Genomic DNA, 25,971 nt, shown 5'->3' with positions numbered 1-25,971 from the left:
GATGGCCGGTATGGACGTCTCGCGGGCACAGGCCGCCCTCAGGCAGATCGCCAAGGGCTTCGAGGAGCTGGCCGCCGCCCTGGGTCCCGCGGACGAGCCGGACGAGAGCGAACGCACCGCCGGGCTCATCGCCGAATGGGGCACGAGGGGGCTGACGCAGCGCCAGGCGTCGGCCCTGTTCAGGAAGCACGGCTTCGCCCCGCAGACCGCCGGCGGCTGGGCCCGCGGCGACTGGATCGCCATCGGTGAGGACGGCCTGCGCTACCTCACCGCCCGATCCCACGAGTGGCTGGAGGAACGGGCATGACCTTCTCGGTACGCATCGCCGTACGCGGATATGAACTCGACACCCAGGGCCACGTGAACGGCGCGGTCTACCACCAGTACGGCGACCACGCGCGCTGGGAGTGCCTGCGCGCGGCCGGGGTCACGGCCGCGGGCATGCGCGCGGACGGGATCAGCCCGGTCACGCTGGAGAACACCATCCGCTACCACCGCGAGCTGCGCGAGGGCGACGAGGTGGAGGTGACGTGCGGGTTCGTGTGGGGCGAGGGGAAGACGTTCCGGATCGTGCAGGAGTACCGCCGCCCGGACGGCGAGCTGGCGGCCGAGGTGAGCAGCGTGGGCGGGCTCCTCGACCTGCGGGAGCGCCGCCTGGTGCCGGACCCGGCGGGGCGGTGGCGAGCGCTGGCCGCGGACCCCGCCCCGCTCGGGCTGTAGCTACTTCTTGGCCTTGTCCGTGCTGGAGTCGGTGGACAGGGCGGCGACGAACGCCTCCTGCGGCACCTCCACGCGGCCGACCATCTTCATCCGCTTCTTGCCTTCCTTCTGCTTCTCCAGCAGCTTGCGCTTACGGCTGATGTCACCGCCGTAGCACTTGGCGAGGACGTCCTTGCGGATGGCGCGGATGTTCTCGCGGGCGATGACCCGGGCGCCGATGGCGGCCTGGATCGGCACCTCGAACTGCTGCCTCGGGATCAGCTCGCGCAGCTTCTTGGCCATGTCGACGCCGTAGGAGTACGCCTTGTCCTTGTGGACGATGGCGCTGAAGGCGTCGACCGCCTCGCCCTGCAGCAGGATGTCGACCTTGACGAGCTCGGCCTCCTGCTCGCCGGCGGGCTCGTAGTCGAGCGAGGCGTAGCCGCGGGTGCGGGACTTGAGCTGGTCGAAGAAGTCGAAGATGATCTCGCCCAGCGGCAGGGTGTAGCGGATCTCGACCCGGTCCTCCGACAGGTAGTCCATGCCCAGGAGCTGGCCGCGCCGCCCCTGGCAGATCTCCATGATCGCGCCGATGAACTCGGCCGGGGCCAGGATCGTCGACTTGGTGACCGGCTCGAAGACCTTGTCGATCTTGCCGCCCGTGGGGAACTCGGAGGGGTTGGTGACGGTCAACTCCTTGCCGTCCTCCATGACCACGCGGTAGACGACGTTGGGCGCGGTCGAGATCAGCGACAGGCCGAACTCGCGCTCCAGCCGCTCGCGGACGATCTCCATGTGGAGCAGGCCGAGGAAGCCGACGCGGAAGCCGAAGCCCAGGGCGGCCGAGGTCTCCGGCTCGTAGATGAGGGCGGCGTCGTTGAGCTGCAGCTTGTCCAGCGCCTCACGCAGCTCGGGGTACTCGTCGCCGTCGATCGGGTAGAGGCCGGAGAACACCATCGGCTTGGGGTGCTCGTATCCGGCCAGCGGTTCGGCGGCGGACCTGACCGCGGAGGTGACGGTGTCACCGACCCGCGACTGGCGCACGTCCTTCACGCCGGTGATGAGGTAGCCCACCTCGCCGACGCCCAGGCCCTTGTCGGCGACCTTCGGCTCGGGCGAGATGACGCCGATCTCCAGCGTCTCGTGGGTGGCCTGCGTGGACATCATGAGGATGCGCTCGCGCTTGGACAGGTGGCCGTCCATGACCCGGACGTAGGTGACGACGCCGCGGTAGGTGTCGTAGACCGAGTCGAAGATCAGCGCGCGGGCGTTGCCGGAGGCGTCGCCGACCGGGGCCGGGACCGTGGCGACCACGTGGTCGAGCAGCTCGCGCACGCCCTCGCCGGTCTTGCCCGACACCCTGAGCACGTCCGACGGGTCGCAGCCGATGAGGCCGGCCAGCTCCTCGGCGAACTTCTCCGGCTGCGCGGCCGGCAGGTCGATCTTGTTGAGCACCGGGATGATGTGCAGGTCGGCGTTCATGGCCAGGTAGAGGTTGGCCAGGGTCTGCGCCTCGATGCCCTGGGCGGCGTCGACCAGCAGGATCGCGCCCTCGCACGCCTGCAGCGACCGGGAGACCTCGTAGGTGAAGTCCACGTGGCCGGGCGTGTCGATCATGTTGAGCACGTGCCCGTCCCAGGGCAGCCGGACCGCCTGGGACTTGATGGTGATGCCGCGCTCTCGCTCGATGTCCATCCTGTCGAGGTACTGAGCGCGCATGGAACGGTCGTCGACCACGCCGGTGAGCTGCAGCATGCGGTCAGCAAGCGTCGACTTGCCGTGGTCGATGTGCGCGATGATGCAGAAGTTGCGGATCAACGCGGGGTCGGTCTGGCCAGGCTGATTGCGCACCGAAGTCCGTTTCGACAGGGTTGAGGTCAAGCGTCTTTCATGGTGACATGCCCGGGTGATTGCCCGAACCGTCATCCGCCGCGGCCTGCGCCTGCTCGCGCTGGCCTTGGTCGTCATGGTCGCGCTGGTCGGCGTGGTCGCCGCAGCGTTCCGCGTCCAGTTTACCGGCGAGGCCGCCGACTGGGCGAAGAGCACCGGTAACGACGCACTGTGGATGGGCCACAGGTGGGTGGACGGCCGGAAAACCGAGAAGGACGTCAAGGCTCTGGCGGAGCGGCTGCGCCGTACCGGGATCAAGGATATCTACGTGCACAGCGGGCCTTTCACCCGCGACGGGAGGCTCGACCCGGCCCTCATCCCGGCGGCGGAGAGCTTCGTGGCCTGGGCGCACAAGCACCTGCCCGGCGTGCGGGTCTCGGCCTGGCTCGGGCAGAAGGTGGACGGCTTCCTCGACCTGAGCTCCCCCGCGACCAGGGCGAACATCCTGGGCAGCGTCAAGACGATCATGAGCATGGGCTACGACGGCATCCACTACAACTTCGAGCCCATCTCCTCCGGCGACACCGCCTTCCTGGACCTCCTGGACCGGACCCGGCCGCTGACTCCGCTGTTGTCCACCTCCACGCCGCAGATCGAGCCGTATCCGCTGATGCGCCCCGTCACCCGGGTCTTCCTGGACCATGACAAGTACTGGGCGTCGGGGTACTTCGCCGACGTCGCCCGCCGCACGGACCAGGTCGCGGTCATGGCCTACGACTCGGGCATGCCGCTCGGGTCCCTGTACGGCGGGCATTCCGTACGGCAGGCGACGCTCGCCCTGGACCTGGTGCCCTCGGAGAAGACGGTGCTGCTCGGCGCCCCCGCCTACCACGACCACGGCATACCCTGGGGTGACCAGGCGGAGAGCGTGGCCGACGCGGCCACCGCCGCCCGCCTGGCGCTCACCAGCCGGGGCCCGCGCGAGCGCTTCGGGCTGGCCGTGTACGTGGACTTCGCCGCCACCGAGCAGGACTGGCGGGAGTACACTGAAGGTTGGCTACGCTCGCGGTCGTTGATTTGAGCGGCGACCTGGGTTATTGGTAGCCTGTTCAACTGCGTGTGGCGCGCCCTCTCTCGAGCCCGCGCGCCCCATCCATCACCAGATTCTCACCGAGGCTTCTTCGTGGCGAACATCAAGTCCCAGATCAAGCGCAACAAGCAGAACGAGAAGGCTCGTCTGCGCAACAAGGCCGTCAAGTCGTCTCTGAAGACGGCGGTCCGCAAGTTCCGCGAGGCCGCTGAGCAGGGCAACGTCGAGGAGGCCGCGGCGCTGCAGCGCGCTGCCGCCCGTCAGCTCGACAAGGCCGTGAGCAAGGGCGTCATCCACAAGAACCAGGCCGCCAACCGCAAGTCGGCGATCGCCAAGCAGGCCGCCGCGCTGGCCGCCAAGTAGTCTGACGCTTCCTGGACGCCGTGCCCCGTAGGGGTGCGGCGTTTCCGTGTTACAAAAGCGTGCCAAAGCGTCACGATTACCGCATCAAGGTGGCGTCTCAGCTAGATCACCATTGCGTCCCCCGCATTGCGGGGGCGGCGTCCGCCTGCCGATGGTTGAGCCATGCGGGGGCTGCTGGTCGTCAGACGGGCGTTGAGCGAGCCCTTGCTGCTTCTGGCCGCTTTCGTGGCGATCCTCCTGGCCACCTCGACGCTGGTGGCGCTGACGCTGTACGCCTCCACGATCACCGAGGCCGGGGTGCGAAGGACGATGGCCACCGCCGCCGTCCCCGCCAAGGCCGCGGCCTTCTCCGCGCCCGTCACCCGGGAGAGCTTCCGCGACGTCGACGGGCTGGTGCGCGAGCAGGTCCGCCGGGCCTACCTCGGGCTGCCCGCCGAGGTGACGGCCACGGCCAGATCGGACACCTACGTCGTGCCCGGGCAGCGGCGGCGCACGACTCCCGAACTGCTCACGTTCGGTCTCTACCAGGGGCTCGAGCGGCACGCCACGCTCGTCTCCGGCACCTGGCCGCGTGAGGGGGCGGTGGTCGAGGCCGCCGTCTCGCAGCCGGTGGCCGGCGCGCTGGGCCTGCGCGCCGGGCAGACGTTCACCACCGAGGGCCGGGTGAGCAAGGCGCCGCTCGAGGTCCGGATCTCCGGGGTCTTCCAGCTCGACGACCCGTTCGGCGCCCGCTGGTTCGCCGAGCCGCTGCTGGTGCGGGGCAGCGAGGTCGGCAACTACACCACCCACGGCCCTCTCGTGGTGGCCGAGGGCACGTTCCTGAAGGAGTTCGCCGAGCACGTCAGCGTCTCCTGGCTGGCCATCCCCGACCTGCGCGACCTGCCCCCCGCCGACCTCGCCACGCTGGCCGCCGGAGTGGCGGCCATGAAGGAGCGCCTGGCCGCGGCGGGCTGCGTCAACTGCGGCGCCACCTCCCAGCTCCCGGAGATCATCACCCAGCTCGACACCGCCGCGCTGGTGGCCCGCTCGACGATGCTCATCCCGGTGCTGCAGCTCATCCTGCTGGCCGGGTACGCGCTCCTGCTCACCGCCCGGCTGCTGGCCGACCATCGGCGCATGGAGGTGGCGCTGCTGCGGGCGCGCGGGGCGGGCAGCCTCCGGCTGGCGGCGCTCACGGGCGGCGAGGCACTGCTGGTCGCGGTGCCGTGCGCGGTGGCCGCGCCGTTCCTGGCGCCGGTGCTGCTGACGCTGACGGGCGCCGACGCGCCGGGACCGCTCGGAACTGCGGGCGCCGACGCGCCGGGACCGCTCGGAACGGGGGGCGCCGGAGCGCCGGAAGCGGGCGCGTTTCTGGTGGCCGGGCTGGTGGCGCTGGCCTGTGCGGGGCTCCTGGCGCTGCCCGCCCTGGCGGGGGCCCGCCGTACGTATGTGGAGACGCAGACCGCCCGGGTCCGCACCAGCCTGATCCAGCGGGCGGGCGCGGACGTGGTGCTCGTGGTCGTCGCGGGGCTGGCGATCTGGCAGCTGACGCGCTACGGCGCGCCGGTCACGGCGACGGCCGCGGGCGGGCTGGGCATCGACCCTCTGATCGTCTCCGGCCCGGCGCTGGCCCTCCTGACGGGCGGGCTGCTCAGCCTGCGGCTGGTGCCACTGGTTTCCGGGGCGGCCGAGCGGCTGGCCGTACGGCGGAGCGGACTGGCCCCGGCGCTGGGCGCCATGCAGGTGAGCCGCAGGCCCCTGCGGTACGCGGGACCGGCGCTGCTGCTGACCATGGCGGTGGCGATCGGCGGCCTGTCGCTGGCCACCAGGGCCACCTGGCAGACCGCCCAGACCGACCAGGCCGCCCACGCGACCGGCACGGACCTGCGCATCTCCGACCCGCCGGAGAACCAGGAGCTCGGGGTGTTCGGCCGCGGCGGCACGTTCGCGGCGCTGCCCGGGCTCACCGCGATCAGCCCGGTCTTCCGCGGCAGCGCCGACGTGGGCGGCACGGACGTGACCATGCTCGGAGTGGACGCGGCCAAGCTGGGCGGGCTGATGCGGCTGCGCCGGGACCTGTCGGCGGACGGCGTCCCGGAGATGGCCGCGCGGCTGCTGGCCGGGCGGCCGGACGTGCCGGTCGTCCCGCTGGGCGGCGACCGGCTGCGGCTGAAGGTCCGGGTGACGGCGCCGGAGCCGGTGCCGGTCAAGATCAGTCTGGTGGACGGGCAGGGGGTGTGGCGGGAGTTCGCCGCCGGTCCGCTGCGGCCGGGCGAGGGAGAGCTCGCGCTCGACCTGCGCGCCCTGACCGGCCGATCCGGTACGGCGGGCGGCCGGTTGGGCCTGCGCGGGCTCACGTTCGAGCTGCCGGCGCCGGCCAGAGGCGTGCCCGTCGAGATCACGGTCACGGGCCTCGCCCCGGAGCAGGGGGCGCGGTGGGTGCACGCGATCCAGCGGCCCGGCCGGTTGGCCGGCGAGCGGCTGACGCCCACGGCCGCCGGCTTCACCGTGCGGATCCCGGCGCCCAGACCGGCGTCCGCCCCCTCCGACCCGCAGCCGCTGGTCGTCACCCTCGCCCGCGGCGACACGCGGACGAACCCACCGTCTGCACCCGGCGACACGCGGGCGGACCTGCTGGCCGCGCCGAACGACCCGCGGGCCCCGCTGCCGATCGTGGTCACGCGTGACCTGGCCGCCGTCATGAAGGCGCGCACCGGCCAGGTCACCTCGGTGGAGATCGAGCGGCGTAACACCGCGGTGCGCGTCGCCGGGATCGTGGACGAATTGCCCTCGACGGCCGCCGGGCGGCCCGCCGTACTGCTGGATCTGCCCACGGTGCAGGCCAGGGCGCAGGCGTGGGCGCAGGCGCCGAAGCCGGTCACCGAGTGGTGGGCGGCCGCGCGCGACGGCGAGACCGGGCCCGCGGTGGACAGGCTCCGGCGGACGCCGGCGTGGGGCGCGAGCGTGGTGGACCTGCCCGCGCAGGTGGCGAAGGCGCGCGAGGACCCGCTGGCGGGCGGGCTGGCGGGGGCGCTGACGCTGGGGTTCGCGGCGGCCCTGCTCTTCGCCGTGCTGGGGTTCCTGGTCAGCGCCGTGGTGTCGGCGCGGGAGCGGGCGGCGGAGCTGACGGTCCTGCGGGCGCTGGGGATGAGCTTCCGGCAGTTGCTCGGGCTGCTGGTGATCGAGCAGGCGTTCGTCGTGGGGCTGGCGATGGCGGCGGGGCTGGGGCTGGCCGCGGCGGTCGGCGGGCTCGTGGTGCCGCGCATCGTGCTGACCGGGCAGGCGGTGGCCGGGGTGCCCGCGGTGGTGCCGGTGATCCCGTGGGGGGCGACGCTGGCGATGGCGGGGGCGATCTGCCTGGTGTTGTTCGCCGTGGTGGCGGGGCTGGCCGGGAACCTGCGCCGCGGGGCGCCGATGGTCCGGGAGGAGCTGTGAACCCTCTGCGCCTGGTCAGGGAGCACGCCGGGGCGCTGGGCGTGTTGTGCGCGCTGGTGGCCGCCGCGGCGCTGCTGGTCTCGGCGCTGCCCAGGACGATGGAGGCCGCCTACGACGCCGCCCTCGCCCACGCGATCGGCACCGCCCCGGCCGACTGGGCCGATCTCACGGTCGAGTACTCCGCGCAGGAGTTCCCCGCCCGCCACCGCACCGTCGCGGACTTCGCCCGCCGCGACGCGCGGCTGCGCGAGATCCTGCCGCCCGCCCTCGGCCGCGTGGCCGGCGGCGGCCACCAGATGGCGACCACGACCGGCGGCCTGGTGCTGAAGGGGCCGCCCAGCCCCGCCGGGCTCTACGTGAACCTGGCCTGGGTCTCGGGCGCGGGCGACCGCATCCGGTACGTGGCCGGGCGCCCGCCGGGCCGGCCGAGCACCTCCGGCGGCCTCCAGCACTTCGAGATCGCGATCGTCCGCTCGGCGGCGGAGGAGATGAAGCTCCCGGTCGGCACCCAGCTCGAGATCGGCACCGTGGGCAAGCTGCGGGCCACGGTCACCGGCCTGTTCGACGTCGTGAACCCCGACGACCGCTTCTGGGACCACAACCGCTCCGTGCGCGCGGTCAACCGCGTGCCCAGGCCCGGGGACGACGTCTACGAACTGCACGTCACCTCGCTGATCTCGGCGGAGAGCCTGGAGGTCCTCGACGGCGAGGAGCGGGATCTGCGCTACGCGTGGGTGATCTCCCTGGACCCGGCCAATGCAACCGCGCGGGAGGCGCCCGCCCTGCCTGCCGCGATCGCCGAGTACGACCGCCTGGCCGGGGTGGAGAGCAGCGACGCGTGGAGCCGCTTCATCCTGGTGACCCGGCTGTCCGAGCTGCTCGCGGCCTTCCTGGGCGAGCTGGCCGGGGCGCAGGCCGTGCTGACCGTGGTGCTCGGCGGGCTGCTGGCCGTCGCGCTGTGCGTGGTGCTGCTGGCCGTACAACTGCTGGTGGAGCGGACCGAGCGGGCGCTGGCGCTGGGGCGGGCGCGGGGCGGGTCGCTGCGCCAGGTCGTGGCCGCGGGGACGCTGCCGGTGGCGGTGACCGCGCTGCCCGCCGCCGCGGCCGGATACGCCCTGTCGTATGCGGTGCCGGGGCCGGTCACGCCGATCGTGCACGCCGCTCCCGCGCTGATCGGGGCCGTGGTGGTGGCGGGGACCATGGCGCTGCTGGCCGTCCGGCACCGGGCGCCGCTTTTGGAGCGCCGCGCCGACCTGGTGGCCTTCCGGGTGTCGCCGGTGCGGATCACGGTGGAGGCGGCCGTGGTCGTGCTGGCGCTGGGCGGGGTGTTCCTGCTGCGCACGCGCGGGCTGGCGGGCGGCGACCCGTTCCTGGTGCTGGTGCCGTTCGGGCTGACGGTCGCGGTGGCGGTGATCACCGTACGCTGCTATCCCTTCCCCCTGCGCCTCCTGGTACGGCTGGCCGCCCGTCGCCGTGCGGCGGTGCCGTTCCTGGGGCTCACGCTGGCGGCCAGGGCGCGCGCGTTCTCGGTGCTGCCGGTGCTGGTGCTGCTGCCCGCGCTGGCCGTGTCGGTGTTCTCCGCGGTGGTGTCCGGCGGGGTCGCGACCGCGCAACGGCAGGCGGCCTACGACGAGGTGGGCGCCGGCGCCCGGGTGTACACCACGGGGACGCTTTCTCCCGAGGCGATCGAGCGGGTGCGCCGGGTGCCCGGGGTGGGGCGGGTGGTTCCGGCCCAGATCGCCACGGTGGGCGTCGGCGAGCGGCATCCGATGCTGATCGCCGTCGACATGGACGCCTACCGGGCGATCGTGGCGGACACGCCGCTGCGCCCGCCCCGTGGCGGCGGGGTGCTGGTGCCGCCGGATCTGGTGGGCGCGGACGTCACGATCACCCGGGGCGGCAGGCAGGTGCGGCTGCGCCCGCAGGGATCGGTCACCTCGTTCCCGGGTTTCGCCGAGGTGCGTGAGTTCGTGGTGCTGCCGTTGGAGACCGATGCGCAGGTCAACACGCTGTTCGTCGAGGGCGAGGGGGTGCCGGCGGCGGCGCTGGCCGCGGCCGCGGGGGCGCGGGCGGAGACGTTCGGCGCGGCCCTGCGGGCGATCGAGGAGGAGCCGCTCACGGCGGCGGTCCAGTTGGTGTTCCTGGTGGTGACGGCGGCGATGGGCGGGTACGTGCTGGCGGCGGTGGTGCTGGCGCTGGTGGTCGGCGGGCAGGAGCGGGCGCGGGCGCTGTCCTTCCTGCGTACGCTGGGGCTGTCCACGGGGCAGGCGCGGCGGATGACGGCGCTGGAGGTCGCGCCGATGATCGTGCTGGCCGTGCTGGCGGGGCTGGGACTCGGTCTCGGGCTGCCGCCCGCGCTGGGCTCGGCGATCGACCTGTCGGCCTACGCGGCAATTCGGTGATTCTGTGCGATTTCTGTCACAGTTTCGATATCACACACGCATCGCCGCAGCGTATCAAGGACACAACCCTTCAGAAGATCACCTTGCCCTGGCTTCCGTTGATCCTCAAAGGTTCACTAAACGGGTTAAGGGGGTCATATGCGGGGGCCGTTGATCGTCAAGCGGGCGTTCAGTGAGCCGTTGCTCCTCCTCGCCGCCCTCGGCTCCATCCTCCTGGCCACCACCACGCTGGTCGCGCTGACCATGTACGCCTCCTCCATCGCCGACGTCGGCGTCCGGCGCACGATGGAGACCGCCTCCTTCGGCAGCACCGCCGTCACCGTCACCACGCCGATCACCGCCGAGACGTTCCCCAAGCTGGACCGCGCCGTCCGGGCCGACATCGGCAAGGTGTTCACCGGCGTGCCCACCGAGATCGGCGCCAGCTTCCACTCCGACTCCTTCACCATGCCCGGCCAGGAGGGCAGGCAGAAGCCGGAGCTGCTCAGGTTCGGCAGCTACGACGGACTCGACCGGCACGCCAAGCTCGTCTCCGGCGTCTGGCCCGCGAGCGGCGCCGACCCGGTCGAGGCGGTGATCTCGCTGCCCGCCGCCTCGGCCACCTCCTTCGAGCTCGGCCAGGTCATCTCCACCCAGGGCCGCGTGAACAAGAAGACCCACCGCGTGAAGATCGTCGGCGTCTTCCAGCTCGACGACCCCTTCGGCGAGCGCTGGAGCGGCGAATCGCTGCTCAGCCGGGGCGTCGAGGCCGGTTCCTTCACCACCTACGGCCCGCTGATGGTCGCCCGCGACACCTTCCTGGACCGCTTCGCCACCACCGTCAGCACCAGCTGGACCGCCCTGCCCGACCTGCGCGGCGTCTCCCCCGAGCGCCTGCGCCCCCTGGCCGACGGCGTCGCCGGGCTGCGCGACCGGCTGGAGGACGGCGGCTGCGGGGACTGCACCGCCACCAGCCGCCTCAACGGCATGCTCACCCAGCTCGACACCGCCGCCCTCGTCTCGCGCTCCACCATGCTCATCCCGGTCCTGCAACTGCTCCTGCTGGCCGCCTACGCGCTCATGCTCACCGCCCGCCTGCTGGCCGACCACCGCCGCATGGAGGTCGCGCTGCTGCGCTCGCGCGGCGCGGGCACCCTGCGCCTGGCCGCCCTCGCCGGTGGCGAAGCCCTGCTCGTGGCCATCCCGTGCGCGGTCGTCGCGCCGTTCCTCGGCCCGCCGCTGCTGGCCGCCGTCAATTCCCTGCCGTGGATCCAGGCCACCGGGGTACGGCTGGCGCCCGTCGCCGACCTCGGCACCTTCCTCGTCTCCACCTCGGTGGCGCTGGCCTCGGCCGTGCTCCTGGCGCTGCCCGCCCTCGCCGGGGCCCGCCGTACCTATGTGGAGGAGCAGTCGGCCCGCGGCCGCAGCGGGGCGCGCGGCCTCATCGAGCGCGCGGGCGCCGACCTCGCGCTCCTGGTCGTGGCGGGGCTGGCGATCTGGCAGCTGCAGCACTACGGCGCGCCGGTCACCTCCACCGCCACCGGCGAACTCGGCATCGACCCGCTCATCATCTCCGGCCCCGCGCTCGCGCTGCTCACCGGAGGCATGCTCGGCCTGCGCCTCGTGCCGCGCATCTCCAAGATCGCCGAGCGGTTCACCAGCAAGCGGGCGAGCCTGGCCCCGGCGCTCGGCGCCTGGCAGGTGGCCAGACGGCCCCTGCGCTACTCCGGGCCCGCGCTCCTGCTGACCATGGCCATCGCCATCGGGATCGTCTCCATGGCCACCGCCTCCACCTGGCGCGCCTCGCAGCTCGACCAGGCCCGCCACCAGGCCGGCGCCGACCTCCGGCTGACCGGGCCCCCGGAAAGCGGCGAACTCGGCGCCTTCGGCCGCGGCACCGCCTTCTCCACGCTGCCCGGCGTCCAGGCCGCCGCGCCCGCCTACCGGGGACGCGCCGACCTCGACAACACCCTGGTCAGCCTCCTCGCCGTCGACGCGGCCAAGATGGAGAAGGTCTTCCAGCTCAGGCCCGACCTGTCCGCCCAGGACGTCGCCGGCCTCGGCGCCGCGCTGACCTCCGGGCGGCCCACGACCACGCCGGTCGAACTGCCCGGCACCCCGCGCACCCTCACCGTCGAGACCCGGAAGGGCGGCGGCGCCGTCCAGGTCGTCCTGTCGGACGCCCTCGGCGTGTGGCACGCGCTGCCCGTGGGCGCCGGCGCCCTCGACCTCACCGGGCTGGCCGGACGCAGCGGGACCATCAGCTACCCGCTGTCCCTCCAGGGCTTCGTCGCCTCCGGGCGCGCGGCCCAGGTGCTGTCCTTGCGCGCCGACGGCAAGGACGTGACCATGCCCGACGGCGTCCGGTGGACCGGCGAACAGGGCTCGGGGCTGTTCACGGTCGAACCGGGCGCCGTCGCCATGCCCGCGCCCCCGGGCACCGACCCCGCCGCCATGCTGGCCCCGCCCCGCACGCCCGGCGCCGTGATCAACACACCGCTGCCCGTCGTGCTCAGCGCCGACCTGGCCGCCTCGCTCAAACTCGCCGTCGGCCAGGTCGCCCCGATCACCTTCGACCGGCAGGTCATCGAGATCAAGCTCGCCGGCGTCGTGGAACGCATGCCGACGACCACGCCCGAGCAGCCCGCCGTACTCGTGGACCTGAAGACCCTCCAGGACCGCAACCTCAGCGCCGGGCACCTCCCGCTGCCCGCGACCGAATGGTGGCTCGGCACCGCGGGCGACTCCGCCGCCGCGCAAGAGGCCATCAGGACCCACCCCACGTGGGACGTCACCGCGATCGACCAGCGGCGCCTGGCCACCCAGCTGCGCGACGACCCGCTCGGCAGCGGCCTGCAGGGCGCGCTGATCCTCGGCTTCCTGGCCGCGCTCGTCTTCGCCGCCCTCGGCTTCCTCGTCAACGCCGCCGTCGCCGCCCGCGAGCGCATGTCGGAGTTCACCATCCTGCGGGCGCTCGGCGTCAGCTTCCGCCAGGTGTTCGGGCTGCTGGCCATCGAGCAGACGTTCGTCATCGGGCTGTCGCTGGCCGCCGGGACCGGGCTCGCCGTCGTCGTCGGATACCTGGTCGTGCCGCACATCGTGCTCACCGGGCAGGCCGCCGCGGTCACGCCCGACGTGCGGCTGGACATCCCCTGGCCGGCGACCGTGCTCATGCTCGTCCTCGTGGCCGCGGTGCTGCTCGCCATCGTCGCCGGGCTCGCGCGCAGCATGCGGCGGCAGGGGCTCGGGTCAACGCTGCGCATCGGGGAGGACCAATGAAGACCCTGCGGCTGGCTCGGGTGAACCCCGGCGCGCCGGCCATGCTCGCCGTTCTCGCCCTGAGCGCGTGCCTGCTCATCGCCGGGATGCCGCGGATGATGCAGAACGCCTTCGACCAGGCGATGACGCAGGACTTCGACTCCGCCCCGGCCCAGCAGTACGACCTCACCGCGGTCACCGAGTCGTACGGCGGGCCCGACCAGCACATCGGCGACGCCGCCCGCTTCGCCCAATGGGACAGGGAACTGCGCGCCCTCCTGCCCGCCGGACTGCGGCCCGCCGTACGACCCACCGGGGCCGGGACCTCGCACACGAGCGCCAAGACGGTCTCCACCCCCGTCTTCGGCACCGGCGGGATGTCCTTCGTCAACCTGGCCTGGCTGTCGGACGGCCTCGAGCGGGTGGAGTGGGTCGAAGGACGCCCGCCCGGCAAGCCGTCCACCCGGCGCTTCCAGAACGCCGACATCCCGTTCTTCGAAGTCGCCGTCGTCGCCGAGGCCGCCCAGAAGATGGGGCTCACGATCGGCGCCGAGAAGATCCTCGGCGAGAGCGACTTCGCCGCGATCAAGGTCGTCGGCCTGTTCAAGGCCAAGGACCCGGCCGACCGCTGGTGGTCCCACAACCGCGACGCCCTCGCCGTCAACGAGGTGCAGCCACCCGGCAAATCCGACGTCGAGCGGCACATCACCGCGCTCATCCCCGCCGAGGCCCTGTCCGCGCTGCGCGGCGACAGCCGCCGGCTCTACTACTCGTGGATCCTGTCCGTCGACACCGCCGCCCTCAGCCGCATCGACCCCCTGGACGCGCTGGCCTACGTCAAGGAGTACGACAAGGCGGTCGCGCTCAACGCCAGGAACCGCGTCTCCCACCGCCTCGAAACCCAGTTGCCCAGCCTCATGTCCGCGTTCCTGACGAAGCTCGCGACGGCCCAGACGATCATGTACCTGGCACTGGGCGGGCTGCTCGTCGTCTCGCTCGGCGTCATCGTGCTCGGCGTGCAGCTCGTGCTCGACCGCATCGACCAGGCCCTCGCCCTGATGCGGGCCCGCGGCGGCGCGCTGCCCCAGGTCGTCGCGACCGCCACCGGCATCACCGCCGCCGCCCTGCTGCCCGCCGTCATCCTCGGGTACGGCCTCGCCTACCTCGTGCCGGGGCCCGCGGTGATCCTGGTCCACGCGGGTCCCGCGCTGCTCCTGCTGACCGGCATCGGGTACGCCGCCGCCCGCGCCGCCCTGGAACACCGCACCCCCCTCCACGAACGGCGCGGCGACGTGGCCACCGCCAAACCCTCCGCCAAGCGGATCACGCTCGAAATCCTGGTCATCGGCCTCGCCCTGGCCGGCGCCTACGCCCTGCGCAGCCGCGGCCTCACCACCCAGGTCGCCACCCAGGGTCAGGACCCGTTCCTGCTGCTCGTGCCGATCGCGCTCACCCTGGCCGCCGCGCTGATCACCCTGCGCTGCTACCCGTATCCCCTGCGCCTCGTGGTACGGCTGGCCGCCCGCGCCCGCGCCGCCGTCCCCTTCCTCGGGCTGACCAGGGCGGCCCGGGCCAGGACGTTCAGCGTGCTGCCCGTGCTCATCCTGCTGCCCGCGCTGGCCGTGTCGGTCTTCGCCTCCCTGATCTCCAGCGGCATCACCAGCACCCAGGAGGTCGCCGTCTGGCAGCGGGCCGGGGCGCCGATCCGGCTGGAGTACCGCGGCATCCTCACCGACCAGGCCATCGACCGGATCCGCAAGACGCCGGGCGTGGACCGGGTCGTGCCGGCGCAGGCGGGGCGGGTGCAGATCGGCTACAGCTCCGAACGCGCCGACGTCCTCGCCGTGGACCTGGCCGCCTGGCGCGACCTCGTCGCCGGCCGGCCGCTCGACCTGCCCGCCCAGCCGGGCGGCGCCGCCGTACCCGCGCTCGTCTCCCCCGGGCTGAAGGGCCGCGGCACCATGGACATCGGCTGGCAGAGCCGGATGAAGGTGACCGAAGCCGGCGTCATCGACGCCGTGCCCGGATTCTTCACCAAGGGCCGCTTCATGGTGGTGCCGTTCGACACCAACCAGCGGACCGGGACCCGGGTCAACGTCAACACCCTGCTCATCGGCGGCAGCGCCGACGCGGCCGCCATCCGGGCCGCCGCCGCGGCGGTCGCCGACGCCAAGCTCCTCAGCGTGACCGGCGCCGGCGAGATCCGCCAGGCGATCACCGGGGACGCGCTGACCGGCACCATCCTCACCATCCTGCGCATCGTGACCGTCGCCCTGGCCGCCTACGCGCTGGTCGCCGTCATCGTCACCCTCGTCATCAGCGCCGCCGACCGGGCCGCCGCCGTGTCCTTCCTGCGCACGCTGGGGCTGTCGGCCCGGCAGGCGCAGGGGCTGACCGTCCTGGAGATCAGCCCCATGATCGTGCTGACCTCGCTGGCCGGGCTCGCGCTCGGCCTCGTCCTGCCCGCCGCCCTCGGACCCGGCGTCGACCTGTCCGCCTACACCGGCGACCTGGCCATCCGCGGATACGACCTCGACCTGCTGACGCCGGCCCTCCTGGCCGCCGGGCTGACCGGCGTCGCCGTACTGGGCGCCTACACGCACACCGCCATCAGCCGTCGCCGCAGCCTCGGCTCCGTACTCCGAGTGGGTGATTGACGTGAACCCGACCTTGTCCGAGCTGGAAGCCCAGGCGAGCCAGGAGAAAGCCGCCTTCGGCGAAAACGCGCACATCGTCTGCGACAACCTCGTCCGCATCTACAAGACAGAAGGCGTCGAGGTCGTCGCCCTGCAAGGGCTGGACCTGCTGATCCAGAAGGGCGAACTGGTCGCCATCGTGGGCGCCTCCGGCTCCGGCAAGTCGACGCTGCTGAACGTGCTGTCCGGCCTCGACGTGCCCACCGCCGGGCTGGCCCGGGTGGCGGGCACGGACCTGCTGGCCATGTCCGCCAAGGACCGGCTGCGGTACCGGCGCGAGGTCGTCGGGTTCATCTGGCAGCAGACCGCGCGCAACCTGCTGCCGTACCTCACTGCCCGGGAGAACATCGAGCTGCCGATGAAGCTGGCCGGCAAGGCGCGCAGGGGGCGGGCCATGGAGTTGCTCACCCTGCTCGGGGTCGACTACTGCGCCGACCGCCGGCCGTCCGAGATGTCCGGAGGCGAGCAGCAGCGCACCGCCATCGGCGTCGCATTGGCCAACTCGCCCCAGCTCATCCTCGCCGACGAGCCGACCGGCGAGCTCGACAGCGAGACCTCCGGGGACGTCTTCGACGCGCTGCGCACGGCCAACCGCGAACTCGGCGTCACCGTCGTCATCGTCACCCACGACCCGCTCGTCTCCGAGCAGGTCGATCGGACCATCGGCATCCGGGACGGGCGTACCTCCAGCGAGACCCTGCGGCGGGAGGGGGCCGAAGGGCAGATCATCGCCGAGGAGTACGCCGTGCTCGACCGGGTCGGCCGCCTCCAGCTCCCGCGCGACTTCATGAACGCGCTGGAGATGGAACGGCGGGTGCGGCTGGAGCTCGAAGCCGACCACATCGGCGTGTGGCCCGCGCGAGAGGAGAACAACGGTGAGTGAGCCCCTGGTCGTCGTGGACGGGCTGCGCAAGGTGTACCGGACGGGGCCCAAGGAGGTCGTGGCCCTGCGGGAGGTGTCCTTCCAGGCGTTTCCCGGCGAGCTGATCGCCATCCGGGGGCGGTCGGGGTCCGGGAAGACCACGCTGCTCAACCAGATCGGGGGACTGGACCGGCCCGACGCCGGGCGGGTGGTGATCGCCGGGGACGAGGTCACCGCGATGGCCGAGGACGGCCTGCTGGCGCTGCGCCGGGACACCGTCGGGTTCGTCTTCCAGTCGTTCGGGCTCATCCCCGTGCTGTCGGCGGCGGAGAACGTCGGGGTGCCCATGCGGCTCACCAGGACCCCCGTCGAGGAGCGCGAGAAGCGGATCCGGATGCTGCTGGCGCTCGTCGGGCTCGAGCCGCACGCCAATCAGCGGCCCTACGAGCTGTCCGGCGGGCAGCGGCAGCGCGTCGCCATCGCCAGGTCCCTGGCCAACCGGCCGCGGCTGCTCATCGCCGACGAGCCCACCGGGCAGCTCGACTCGCAGACCGGGCGGCAGATCATGCAGCTCATCCGGGCCCTCGTCCGCAGTGAGGGGGTCACCGCGCTGGTCGCCACCCATGACCCGAGCCTGATCACGCTGGCCGATCGGGTGCTGGAGATCGGTGACGGGGTGTTGCAGGAGGCCGTGCTCCAGGAATCCTGACCACCGCGGCCAGGTTGGCGGCGGCCACGAGCGCGCCTGCCGTCAAGAGCAGAGGCGTGCTGCCGGCGACTCCCGCCAGGGGCAGCGCCACCGCCAGGCCCAGCGGGCGGGAGGCGAACGAGATCAGCTGGTCGAAGGAGCGCACCCGGCCCAGGGCCGCCTCCGGGATCTCCGCCGCCACCGCCGTCTCCCACAGGGGGCTCAGCAATCCCAGGCCGAACATCGCCACGCCGTACGCCGCCGCGATCAGAGGCATCGGCGCGCCCGCCGCCAGGGCCGCCATGGGGAGCAGGTAGAGCGCGGCGCTCACCTGGACCACGACGAGGGGGCGGCGGATCGGCAGTCTGGGAGCCGTGAAGACGCCGGCCACCATGCCCGCCGTCCCGCACTGGACGATCAGGACCCAGCCGGCCTCGCCGGCCGCCTTGGTGACGGCCAGGGGGCCGAGGGTGAGGAAGAGACCGGCCGCGAAGTGCCAGACGCCGTGACCCAGGACGCTGGTCAGGAACCAGGGGCGGTGCCTGACCTCCTGCCAGCCCTCCTTGAGGTCGGCGGTGAAACGCCGGGTCCTGACCTCGGCCGGGTGCTGGAGCGTCGTGCGCACGCCGCCAGGGGTGCCGGCCGGGGGCTGGAGCTTTGTGCGGACGCCGCCGAGGGTGAGGGCCGAGCAGGCGTAGAGCAGCGCGGTCAGGAGCGCCGCCCAGCCGGGCCCCGCCGCCAGCGCCACCCCGCCCGCGAGCGCGGGCGCGGCCACCGCGGACAGGCTCGTGGCCACGCCGATGCGCGCGTTGACGCGCAGCCGCTCGTGCTCGGCCGCCACCCCCACCACCAGCCTGGGTACGGCAGGCATCCCGAAGGCGATCGCCGCGCCCGCGACCGCGGAGAGCACGGCCAGGTCGGCCACGCGATAGACGCCCAGCACGAGCTCCAGCCCGATCGCGAGCTGGGACAGGCAGCGGACCAGGTCGGCGGCCAGCGCCACCCGCTCCGGCCTGAGCCGGTCGGCCAGGACGCCGCCGACGGGCAGGAGGAGCAGCATCGGCAGCAGTTCGGCCGCCAGCACCAGACCCAGATCGGAGGCGTCGCTACGAAGCACCGCCAGCGTGAGGGTGGTCGGGATCAGGGCGGTGGCCAGGGCGGACAGCGCCCGCCCTATCAGCAGGCGAGTCGTCATGGGTTCGAAGGGTAATTCGCCAGCTAATGTTTCGTCAACAAAATACTTGAGGGCATATCATTCTCGGCGTGGAGGACTCCGTCGACCGTCACCTCGCCCGCTGGCGCGGCAAAGCCCCCTACGACGAGCTCGTCGAGGGGGTGGTCACCCGGATGCAGATGCTGGTCAAACACCTGCACCAGACGAAGGCGACAGCGCTTGCCGAGGTGGGCATGCAGGACTTCGAGTTCGAGACGCTGCACCGGCTGGAGGCGCACGGGGGGAGTTGCACGCCGTCGGTGCTCGCGGGCGAGCTGCTGCTGTCGCCGGCCGGGATGACGGGGCGGCTGGACACGCTGGAGCGGTCGGGGCTGATCCGGCGGGTGCGGAGCTCGGATGACCGGCGACGGGTGGACGTCGAGCTGACGGCCCGGGGGCACGAGCTCTGGATGGACACGATGACGATCCAGGCAGAGGTCGAATCGGGGATGGTCGCGGCTTTGGCGGCTGAGGACAGGCGGACGCTGGACCGGCTGCTGAAGCAGTTGCTGCACAACGTGGAGTCCAGCCGCTGAGGGCCTTGTCCACAGGCACGGCCCGGCGCCCCCGCGTTGTGCACAGAACCGCATTCGCCCACCCTGCCACGGCCTGCCCCCTCGTACTGTCACTGCCGTGCGCTCCCCCGACACCCCCACCGAACAAGCCATCGCCGAGGCGAGGCTGCATTCGATCACCACCTCCGGCTCGGGCGAGCGCACCTTCATCCCCCGGCTCCCGCCCACATTCCAAGCCATCCGCGACGCCGTAACCACACAAGCCCCGACCCGCACGGGCCTTCGCGTCCTGGTGGCGATCGGCGTGGCAGCCACCCTCCTGGGCGCCCTGTACCTCTGGCGCTCCGCCCCCGCCCCCGCCCCGCTCCCTCCTCCGCCACCCGCGACCACCCCGGCAACCCCACGCCCGACCGCCTCGGTCACCATCCACGTCACCGGCAAGGTCCGCACCCCGGGCGTCTACACCCTCCCCACAGGCTCCCGGGTGACCGACGCGCTGACCGCCGCAGGCGGCGTGAAGAAGGGCTCTAGCCCCAGCCCCCTCAACCTCGCCCGCCGCCTGATAGACGGCGAGCAGATAGCCGTGGGCACCGGCGCCTCCGCCCCTCCCGTGCCCGTCCCGCCGGAGGAGCCCACCGTGGACCTGAACACCGCCACCCCCGCCGAGCTGGAGTCACTACCAGGCGTAGGCGAGGTCCTGGCCACCCGCATCGCCGAGTACCGCGACACCCACGGCGGCTTCACCAGCATCGAGCAGCTCAAGGAGGTGACCGGCATTGGCCCCAGCACATTCGACGACCTCAAAACCCGGGTCCGCGTCTGACCTCCTCCGCAGCCTCACCCTCCCCGCGATCGCCACCTGGCTCACCGCGCTGACCCTCCTGCCGGCCCCCGCCGCCGTGAACTTCACCATCGCGGCCGCAGCCGCCCTGACCACAGCCGCCCTGTTCCGCACCCCCCGAACCACCGCCCTCTCCATCACCACCTGCGTAGCCGCGACCGCCGCCACGGTGGGCTTCCACACCCACGCCGTCACCACCGGCCCCGTCCCCGCGCTGGCCAGAGAGGGCGCCACGGCCACCGCCGAGGTGGTCCTGACCGCCGACCCCAAAATCCGGGCCGCCAACCGCTTCCCCACCGAAAGCGTGGTGGCCGAAGCCCGCCTCGAACTCCTGGAAACCCGCTCCCAACGCTTGCCGGCCCGAGTTCCCGTCCTCGTCTTCGCCACCGGCCCCGCATGGCGCCAGTTGCTCCCCAGCCAGCGCATCCGCATCACCGCCCGCCTGACCACCCCCGGCCCCGGCACCCTGACCGCCGCCATCCTCCTGGCCAAAGGCACACCAACCCTCCTAGGAACCCCGTCCCCCCTCCAAACGGCAGCCAACGCCCCACGCGCCGGCCTGCGCACCGCCGCCGCGCCCCTTCCACCCGAGGAACGCGGCCTCCTCCCCGCCCTGGTGGTAGGCGACACCACCCACATGCGCCCAGAGGTAACCGCCGACTTCAAAACCGCCGGCCTGACCCACCTGACAGCCGTGTCCGGCGCAAACCTCGCCATCATCGCCGGCGCCGCCCTGGCCCTGTCCCGCCTAGCGGGCCTCCCCCTGCCCATGAGAGCAGCCCTGGCCGCCACCGCCATGATCGCCTTCGCCGTGGTGGCCCGCCCCTCCCCCAGCGTCCTACGCGCCCTGATGATGGGCCTGCTAGCCGCCCTAGCCCTAGCCACCGGCCGTACAAGAGACGGCATGACCGCCCTGTCCGCCTCCGTCCTCCTCTTGATCCTCTTCTCCCCCGACCTGGCCCGCTCCTGGGGCTTCGCCCTCTCAGTCACGGCAACCGCCGGCATCCTCGTCCTGGCCCCGAAATGGCGCAACCACCTAACCCGCCACCCCACCCCCGGCACCCCACCCTCAGACTCCACACCCCCCAAACCCCCGCAATCCCAACCCACGCACCCCCAGCCCATCCGCCCAAAGCCCACGGACTCCCAGACCACGGACTCCCAGACCGTCCGCCCCAAGCCCACGCACGAACCCACGCACCCCGAACCCACGCACCCCGAACCCACGCACCCCGAACCCACGCACCCCGAACCCACGCACCCCGAACCCACGCACCCCGAACCCACGCACCCCAAGACCACCAACTCCCAGAGCGGGCACTCCCAAGTCGGGCACTCCCCGGGCGGGGAGTCCCAGAGTGGACATCCCCAGATCGGGGGCTCCCAGATCGGGGGCTCCCAGGGCGCGCAGTCCCAGAGCGGGCACTTCAAGACCACGCGTGCGGCCACCTGGGAGGGCACCCTCACTCAGGCCGCCCTCCCAGAGCCTCACCCACGCCGCAGCCACCCGGTCACTCGCCTCACCCGCCACCCAGGAGGAATCCCCACGGCACTCCAGCGCCTCATCCCGAAACGCCGCCCCCCGAAACGCCTGGGCCCACGAGGACGAGGACTCCCCGGCTGGCTGGCTGAGGCCATCGCCGTACCAGCAGCCGCCCAGGTGGCAGTAACCCCGCTCCTGGTGTTGATGTCCGGCCAGATCACCCCCATCGCGGTGATCGCCAACCTCCTGGCCGGCCCAGCGGTGGCCCCGGCAACGGTGCTGGGCTTCGCCGCCTCCCTGGTCGCCCCGTTCAGCCTGGAGGCAGCCCAGATCCTGACCATCCCGGCGGGCTACGCCGTGGGCTGGATCATCACGGTCTCCAGATGGGCAGCCGACATCCCCTTCGCCAGCATCCCCTGGCCAGGCGGCTTCCTGGGCCTGACCCTCCTGGCAGCGACGGCCGCACTGGCCATAGCCCTGCTACGCCACCCTCAATCCCGGGCCATAACCATGGCAACCCTGGCCGGCATCCTGGTAGCCGCCACAACCCTGCCTCCGATCATCTCCCCATGGCCCCCAAGAAGATGGCTGCTGGTGATGTGCGACGTAGGCCAAGGCGACGGCATGGCAATCGCCGCAGGCCCAGGCCGAGCCGTCGTAGTGGACACCGGCCCCGACCCCACCCCGATCAACCGCTGCCTACGCGACCTGAACATCCAGGAGATCCCCCTCCTGATCCTCACCCACCCACACGCCGACCACACGGCCGGCCTGGAAGGCGCGATCGAAGCCCGCAAGGTAACCAGAGCCATCCTCACACCCCCCACCCCCGCGCCTCTGGCCCACACCCTGAGAACCCACAACATCCCCACCCAAGCCCCCGTCCCCGGCACCCAATGGCGCCTGGGCCCCTCAGAACTGACGATCCTCGCCCCACCCGAATCCCCCACGCGAACAACCGCCCCCACCCACGCCGGCGAAATCAACAACTCCAGCGTGGTGATACGAGTCCGCTGGCAGGCAGGCTCCATCCTCCTGAGCGGCGACATAGAAACCGAAGCCCAATCCGCCCTCCTACAGACGATCGCCCCCACCGCCGACATCCTGAAGGTCCCCCACCACGGCTCCGCCCGCCAAGACCCCGCCTTCATCGCCGCGATAGGCGCCCGAGCAGCCTTGATCAGCGTCGGCGCCGACAACGACTACGGCCATCCGGCGCCGGCCACCCTGTCCCTCCTCCACCGCAACGGCACCCGCATCTACCGCACCGACCAGTCCGGCGACCTAGCCATCACCGACCACAACACCACCCTCGCCATCACCCCCCGCCACTAACCGCCCTCATCCCCAGTGCAACGCCCACCCTCACCCCAAACACTTGCCTCCACCTTCACACCGTCCTCCCCCATACACCTCCTGCACCGCCTACGGAGCACCGCCCCACGAAGCGCCGCCCACGGAGCACGGCCCCACGAAGCGCCGCCCTCACCACGCCTACGCAACACGCCTACGCACCACGGCCAGGCCACGCACCCCACTCACCACGCAGCCACCATGAATCCCACACGCCCGGACATCTCACACACCACCCTCGCACCGTGCGCACTCCAGGCACCACACGCACCCCAGGCACCACTTACGCACCCCAGGCACCACACACACTTCAGACATAACGCGCACCCCAGACACCCCAGACTGAGCACTCCACGGGCACCTCAGACACCCCAGGCACAGCGCGCTCCACGGGCACCCAGGCGCACCACGCGCGTACCCCACTCAGCACACGCGCGACCGCACACGTGCGACCGCACAGGGGTGGCGTGGTTCTGGAGGCGGTCGGGGAGTTACTAGCGAGTGGGTCCGCAGCCACCGGTGACGGCAGGATCAGCGGGTGTGGAGGGTGCGGAGGCGATCGGGTTGTGCTGGATCTCGGTCGGCGACCTGGATGGGGGGCCAAGCCCACTGCCACACGCTGACTCCTGGCACACGGGAGAACCTGATCTGCCCGCGGGTCCCTTCGACTGCAACGTGTGGCCACGATCCGGCGATGCGCGCCCGGTCCGTGCCGTGAGCACGTAGCACCTCGGCCAGGACGGCGACCGTGTCGTAGCCCTCGAAGGCGACGAAGGACGGTGGTTCGGCCAGGCGCTCATGGAGGGCTGTCTTGACTCGTGCGCCCAGAGGGCTGAGGCGCTCGGGCAGGTAGCGCAAGAACGGCACGGCGGCCCCCTCGCCGCCCAGCAGCGTCGCCCACTCGGCGAACTCCGGCTGCCCGGCCGGAGCACCGATCAAGATCGTGGCGAGGCGCTGGTCGGCCCGGGCGGCCTTGACGATCGACGTGGCCGGCTCAGGATGGCCGACCAGAAGGAGGAGGGCTGTCGCACCACTGCCGGCTACCTCGTCGCACACGGTTGTGGGGGTGAGCGTGCTCATGTCGAGTTCGATGACGGTGCCGCCGCGGGGAGTGAGGTGGTCCCGTAGGATGCGCGCCCCTGACGCCCAGTAGACGCTCGGCTGGGTTGCTACGGCGATTCGGCTGTGGCCCGTGCCGAGGAGGAAGTCCGCGTAGGTCTGCCAGCCGCGGGACTGCGGCGGGGCGAGGCGCGCGATCCATTCCGTCGACTGTTCGGTGAGCGTGTCGAGGACCGCTGACGAGCAAAGGTACGGCAGGCCGAGGGCGTCGGCCCTGGCGGCCACGGCGCGAGCGACGACGCTGTGATACTCCCCCGCCAGGGCGGCCACGCCCAGGTGAGCCAGTTCGTCCACGGCTGCCGCGGCCCGCTCTGGATCAGCCGCGGTGTCCCGAACCACCAGTTCGAGCGGACTTCCGGCGATCCCACCGGCGTCATTGACCTCGCGAACGGCCAGCTCGAGTCCAGCCAGCAGGTGCCGGCCTGCCTCCACCCAACCGGGCCGGCTCAGCGGCACGAGAGCGCCGATCCGGATGGCGGATGCGGCAGTCCGTTCCAGGGCGACGGTCCCGTCAGCCGGCTCCGCTCCAGGGGGCGATGGGGGCGTGTTCATGCGTTGGCGTCTCCCGGGTGATGATTCGGTGCGGTGTGCCCCGGATCGCAGAGTTGACGTGAGTTTCGCCGAGAGTAACCGAGCCGAAAATGGCCAGGTTCGGCGCCCCGTCCCGAAGCCGTCTACCGCTAGACCCCTGAGCTCGCAGAGCGTAAATCCCAAGGCCGTAAATCCCAAGGCCGTAAATCCCAAGGCCGTAAATCCAAAGGCCGCAGATCCCTTGGCCGCAGATCCCTTGGCCGCAGATCCCTTGGCCGTAGATCCCTAGAGGCCGTAGATACCCAGGCCGTAGATACCCAGGCCGTAGATACCCAGGCCGTAGATACCCCAGGCCGTAGATCCCCAGGCCGTAGGAGCCGGGCAAGGTCCCTAGGGCGCCAGGCCGTAGATCCACACATCCAGGGTGCACAGGCTCAGGGCACACCGTGCGGTGATCAGAACCCATAAACCCACAGACAGACCCCATCGAGCCGCCGGAAGTAGCAAGGGCCCAGATGCCGACACCTAGAAGGAGACGGGCTGCTCGGTTGAGTTCCGGGTTGTCGGTGGGACGTGGCATGCTGCTCGACATGGCCGCAACCGATCCACCACTCGTGACCTTGGTCGTCGGCGACGAGGAGCTGCTGGCCGAACGGGCCGTTGGCGAGGTCGTCGCGCTGGCGCGAGCCGCGGACGCGGGGGCCGAAGTGCATGATCTGGTGGGGTCCAAGGTGGCCCAGGGGGAGCTGACCCAGCTGACCTCGCCGTCGCTGTTCGGTGATCGGTCGGTGGTGGTGATCCGGTCGGCGCAGGATCTGGGCAAGGATGTGATCGCCGAGGTCGTGGCCTATGCGGGGCGGCCTTCGGATGACACGGTGCTGGTGCTGGTGCATCCGGGCGGGGTCAAGGGGAAGGCGCTCCTTGACGGGCTCAAGAAGGCCAGGGTCAACACCGTGACCGTGAGCAAGATGACCAAGCCCGGCGAACGGCTGGACTTCATCAAGAAGGAGATCAAGCGGGCCGGGCGCACCATTCAGGCCGATGCTGCCCAGGCGCTGCTCGACGCCGTGGGGAACGATCTTCGGGAGCTGGCCGCGGCCTGCAGTCAGCTGGCGTTCGACACCCAGGAGAAGTCGATCAATCTGGCGGCCGTGGCCCGGTATCACAAGGGGCGGGCCGAGGTCACCGGGTTCAATGTTGCCGACTCGGCGGTCGAGGGCCGGTTGGGTGAGGCGCTGGAGCAGTTGCGCTGGGCGCTGGGCACGGGAGTGGCGCCGGTTCTGCTGGTGAGTGCGATGGCCGGTGGGCTTCGGTCGCTGGCCAAGGTGGGTGGTGCGCCGCGGAATCTCCGCGGTGGTCAGCTGGCCAGCCATCTCGGGATGCCGCCGTGGAAGGTGGATCGGGTCCGGCGTCAGCTCAACGGGTGGGGGCCGGAGGGGCTGTCCCAGGCGCTGCAGGCGGTCGCGGTGGCGGACGAGCAGGTCAAGGGCGGCGGTGCCGACCCCGGGTACGCGCTGGAGCGGGCGGTCCAGACCATCGTGGCCAGCCGCACGGGCCGCTGATTCAGGCACATCCCGCCGCGCGAGTCGCTGATTCGGCACATCCCACCGCACGGGCCGCTGATTCGCGCACATC

17 protein-coding genes are annotated in these 25,971 nt (G+C 72.0%); 14 read left to right on the top strand and 3 right to left on the bottom strand.

All coding sequences use genetic code 11. The features are described 5' to 3' along the window. Positions 1-10: 10 nt before the first annotated feature. A complete protein-coding gene (locus FVE25_RS17250) occupies positions 11-307 on the top strand; it encodes a hypothetical protein (protein ID WP_157247975.1) in 297 nt (98 codons plus the stop codon). Then, entirely contained in the window at positions 304-720 is a 417-nt protein-coding gene (locus FVE25_RS17245) for an acyl-CoA thioesterase (protein ID WP_157247974.1), read from the top strand. The genes FVE25_RS17250 and FVE25_RS17245 overlap by 4 nt, the downstream gene beginning before the upstream one ends. On the opposite strand, the gene lepA is transcribed toward FVE25_RS17245, so the two are convergent. Beyond that, positions 721-2,550, bottom strand: a complete 1,830-nt coding sequence (gene lepA / locus FVE25_RS17240; RefSeq protein ID WP_157247973.1) for a translation elongation factor 4 — start codon at positions 2,548-2,550, stop codon at positions 721-723. Between the two features lie 55 nt (positions 2,551-2,605). Between lepA and FVE25_RS17235 the strand changes: the two genes are divergently transcribed. From FVE25_RS17235 to FVE25_RS17200, 8 genes are all read left to right on the top strand, one after another. Further along, complete coding sequence (locus FVE25_RS17235) at positions 2,606-3,610, top strand: glycoside hydrolase family 18 protein (RefSeq protein WP_157247972.1); 1,005 nt, start codon at positions 2,606-2,608, stop codon at positions 3,608-3,610. Between the two features lie 102 nt (positions 3,611-3,712). Further along, the gene (gene rpsT / locus FVE25_RS17230; protein WP_157247971.1) at positions 3,713-3,982 is read left to right on the top strand and encodes a 30S ribosomal protein S20; all 270 of its coding nucleotides are present in this window, start codon (positions 3,713-3,715) and stop codon (positions 3,980-3,982) included. 162 nt (positions 3,983-4,144) lie between these two features. Beyond that, positions 4,145-7,396: an FtsX-like permease family protein gene (locus FVE25_RS17225; protein ID WP_157247970.1), complete on the top strand. Its 3,252-nt coding sequence runs from the start codon at positions 4,145-4,147 to the stop codon at positions 7,394-7,396. Then, positions 7,393-9,798 (top strand): hypothetical protein, encoded by a 2,406-nt coding sequence (locus FVE25_RS17220; RefSeq protein ID WP_157247969.1) that lies wholly within the window; start codon positions 7,393-7,395, stop codon positions 9,796-9,798. The genes FVE25_RS17225 and FVE25_RS17220 overlap by 4 nt, the downstream gene beginning before the upstream one ends. 138 nt (positions 9,799-9,936) lie before the next feature. Further along, positions 9,937-13,056, top strand: a complete 3,120-nt coding sequence (locus tag FVE25_RS17215) for an ABC transporter permease (protein ID WP_157247968.1) — start codon at positions 9,937-9,939, stop codon at positions 13,054-13,056. Next, positions 13,053-15,692, top strand: coding sequence for a hypothetical protein (locus FVE25_RS17210; RefSeq protein ID WP_157247967.1), 2,640 nt, complete (start codon positions 13,053-13,055; stop codon positions 15,690-15,692). Before FVE25_RS17215 ends, FVE25_RS17210 begins: the two co-directional genes overlap by 4 nt. A 1-nt stretch (position 15,693) precedes the next feature. Next, positions 15,694-16,614: an ABC transporter ATP-binding protein gene (locus FVE25_RS17205; RefSeq protein WP_157247966.1), complete on the top strand. Its 921-nt coding sequence runs from the start codon at positions 15,694-15,696 to the stop codon at positions 16,612-16,614. Continuing rightward, positions 16,607-17,302, top strand: a complete 696-nt coding sequence (locus FVE25_RS17200) for an ABC transporter ATP-binding protein (protein WP_157247965.1) — start codon at positions 16,607-16,609, stop codon at positions 17,300-17,302. Before FVE25_RS17205 ends, FVE25_RS17200 begins: the two co-directional genes overlap by 8 nt. Here FVE25_RS17200 and FVE25_RS17195 read toward each other — a convergent pair. Further along, on the bottom strand, positions 17,232-18,476 hold the full coding sequence (locus tag FVE25_RS17195; protein ID WP_157247964.1) for an MFS transporter: 1,245 nt from the start codon (positions 18,474-18,476) through the stop codon (positions 17,232-17,234). The two genes, FVE25_RS17200 and FVE25_RS17195, sit on opposite strands and share 71 nt — an antisense overlap. Before the next feature lie 68 nt (positions 18,477-18,544). On the opposite strand from FVE25_RS17195, the gene FVE25_RS17190 reads away from it, so the two are divergent. From FVE25_RS17190 to FVE25_RS56295, 3 genes are all read left to right on the top strand, one after another. Beyond that, the gene (locus FVE25_RS17190; RefSeq protein WP_157247963.1) at positions 18,545-19,030 is read left to right on the top strand and encodes a MarR family winged helix-turn-helix transcriptional regulator; all 486 of its coding nucleotides are present in this window, start codon (positions 18,545-18,547) and stop codon (positions 19,028-19,030) included. 97 nt (positions 19,031-19,127) lie between these two features. Beyond that, positions 19,128-19,832 carry a ComEA family DNA-binding protein gene (locus FVE25_RS17185; protein WP_157247962.1) on the top strand — a complete coding sequence of 235 codons (705 nt, stop codon included), beginning with the start codon at positions 19,128-19,130 and terminating at the stop codon, positions 19,830-19,832. Further along, complete coding sequence (locus FVE25_RS56295) at positions 19,786-22,668, top strand: ComEC/Rec2 family competence protein (protein ID WP_181019620.1); 2,883 nt, start codon at positions 19,786-19,788, stop codon at positions 22,666-22,668. The genes FVE25_RS17185 and FVE25_RS56295 overlap by 47 nt, the downstream gene beginning before the upstream one ends. Positions 22,669-23,217: 549 nt before the next feature. On the opposite strand, the gene FVE25_RS17170 is transcribed toward FVE25_RS56295, so the two are convergent. Next, positions 23,218-24,357, bottom strand: a complete 1,140-nt coding sequence (locus FVE25_RS17170; protein WP_157247961.1) for an ABC transporter substrate-binding protein — start codon at positions 24,355-24,357, stop codon at positions 23,218-23,220. A gap of 569 nt (positions 24,358-24,926) precedes the next feature. Between FVE25_RS17170 and holA the strand changes: the two genes are divergently transcribed. Continuing rightward, positions 24,927-25,898 (top strand): DNA polymerase III subunit delta, encoded by a 972-nt coding sequence (gene holA, locus FVE25_RS17165; protein WP_157247960.1) that lies wholly within the window; start codon positions 24,927-24,929, stop codon positions 25,896-25,898. Positions 25,899-25,971: the final 73 nt, after the last annotated feature.

Source organism: Nonomuraea typhae, from assembly GCF_009760925.1.
Lineage (GTDB): Bacteria > Actinomycetota > Actinomycetes > Streptosporangiales > Streptosporangiaceae > Nonomuraea > Nonomuraea typhae.
Note: the sequence above shows the minus strand (reverse complement) of the source record. Positions and strands in the feature narration are given on the sequence as shown.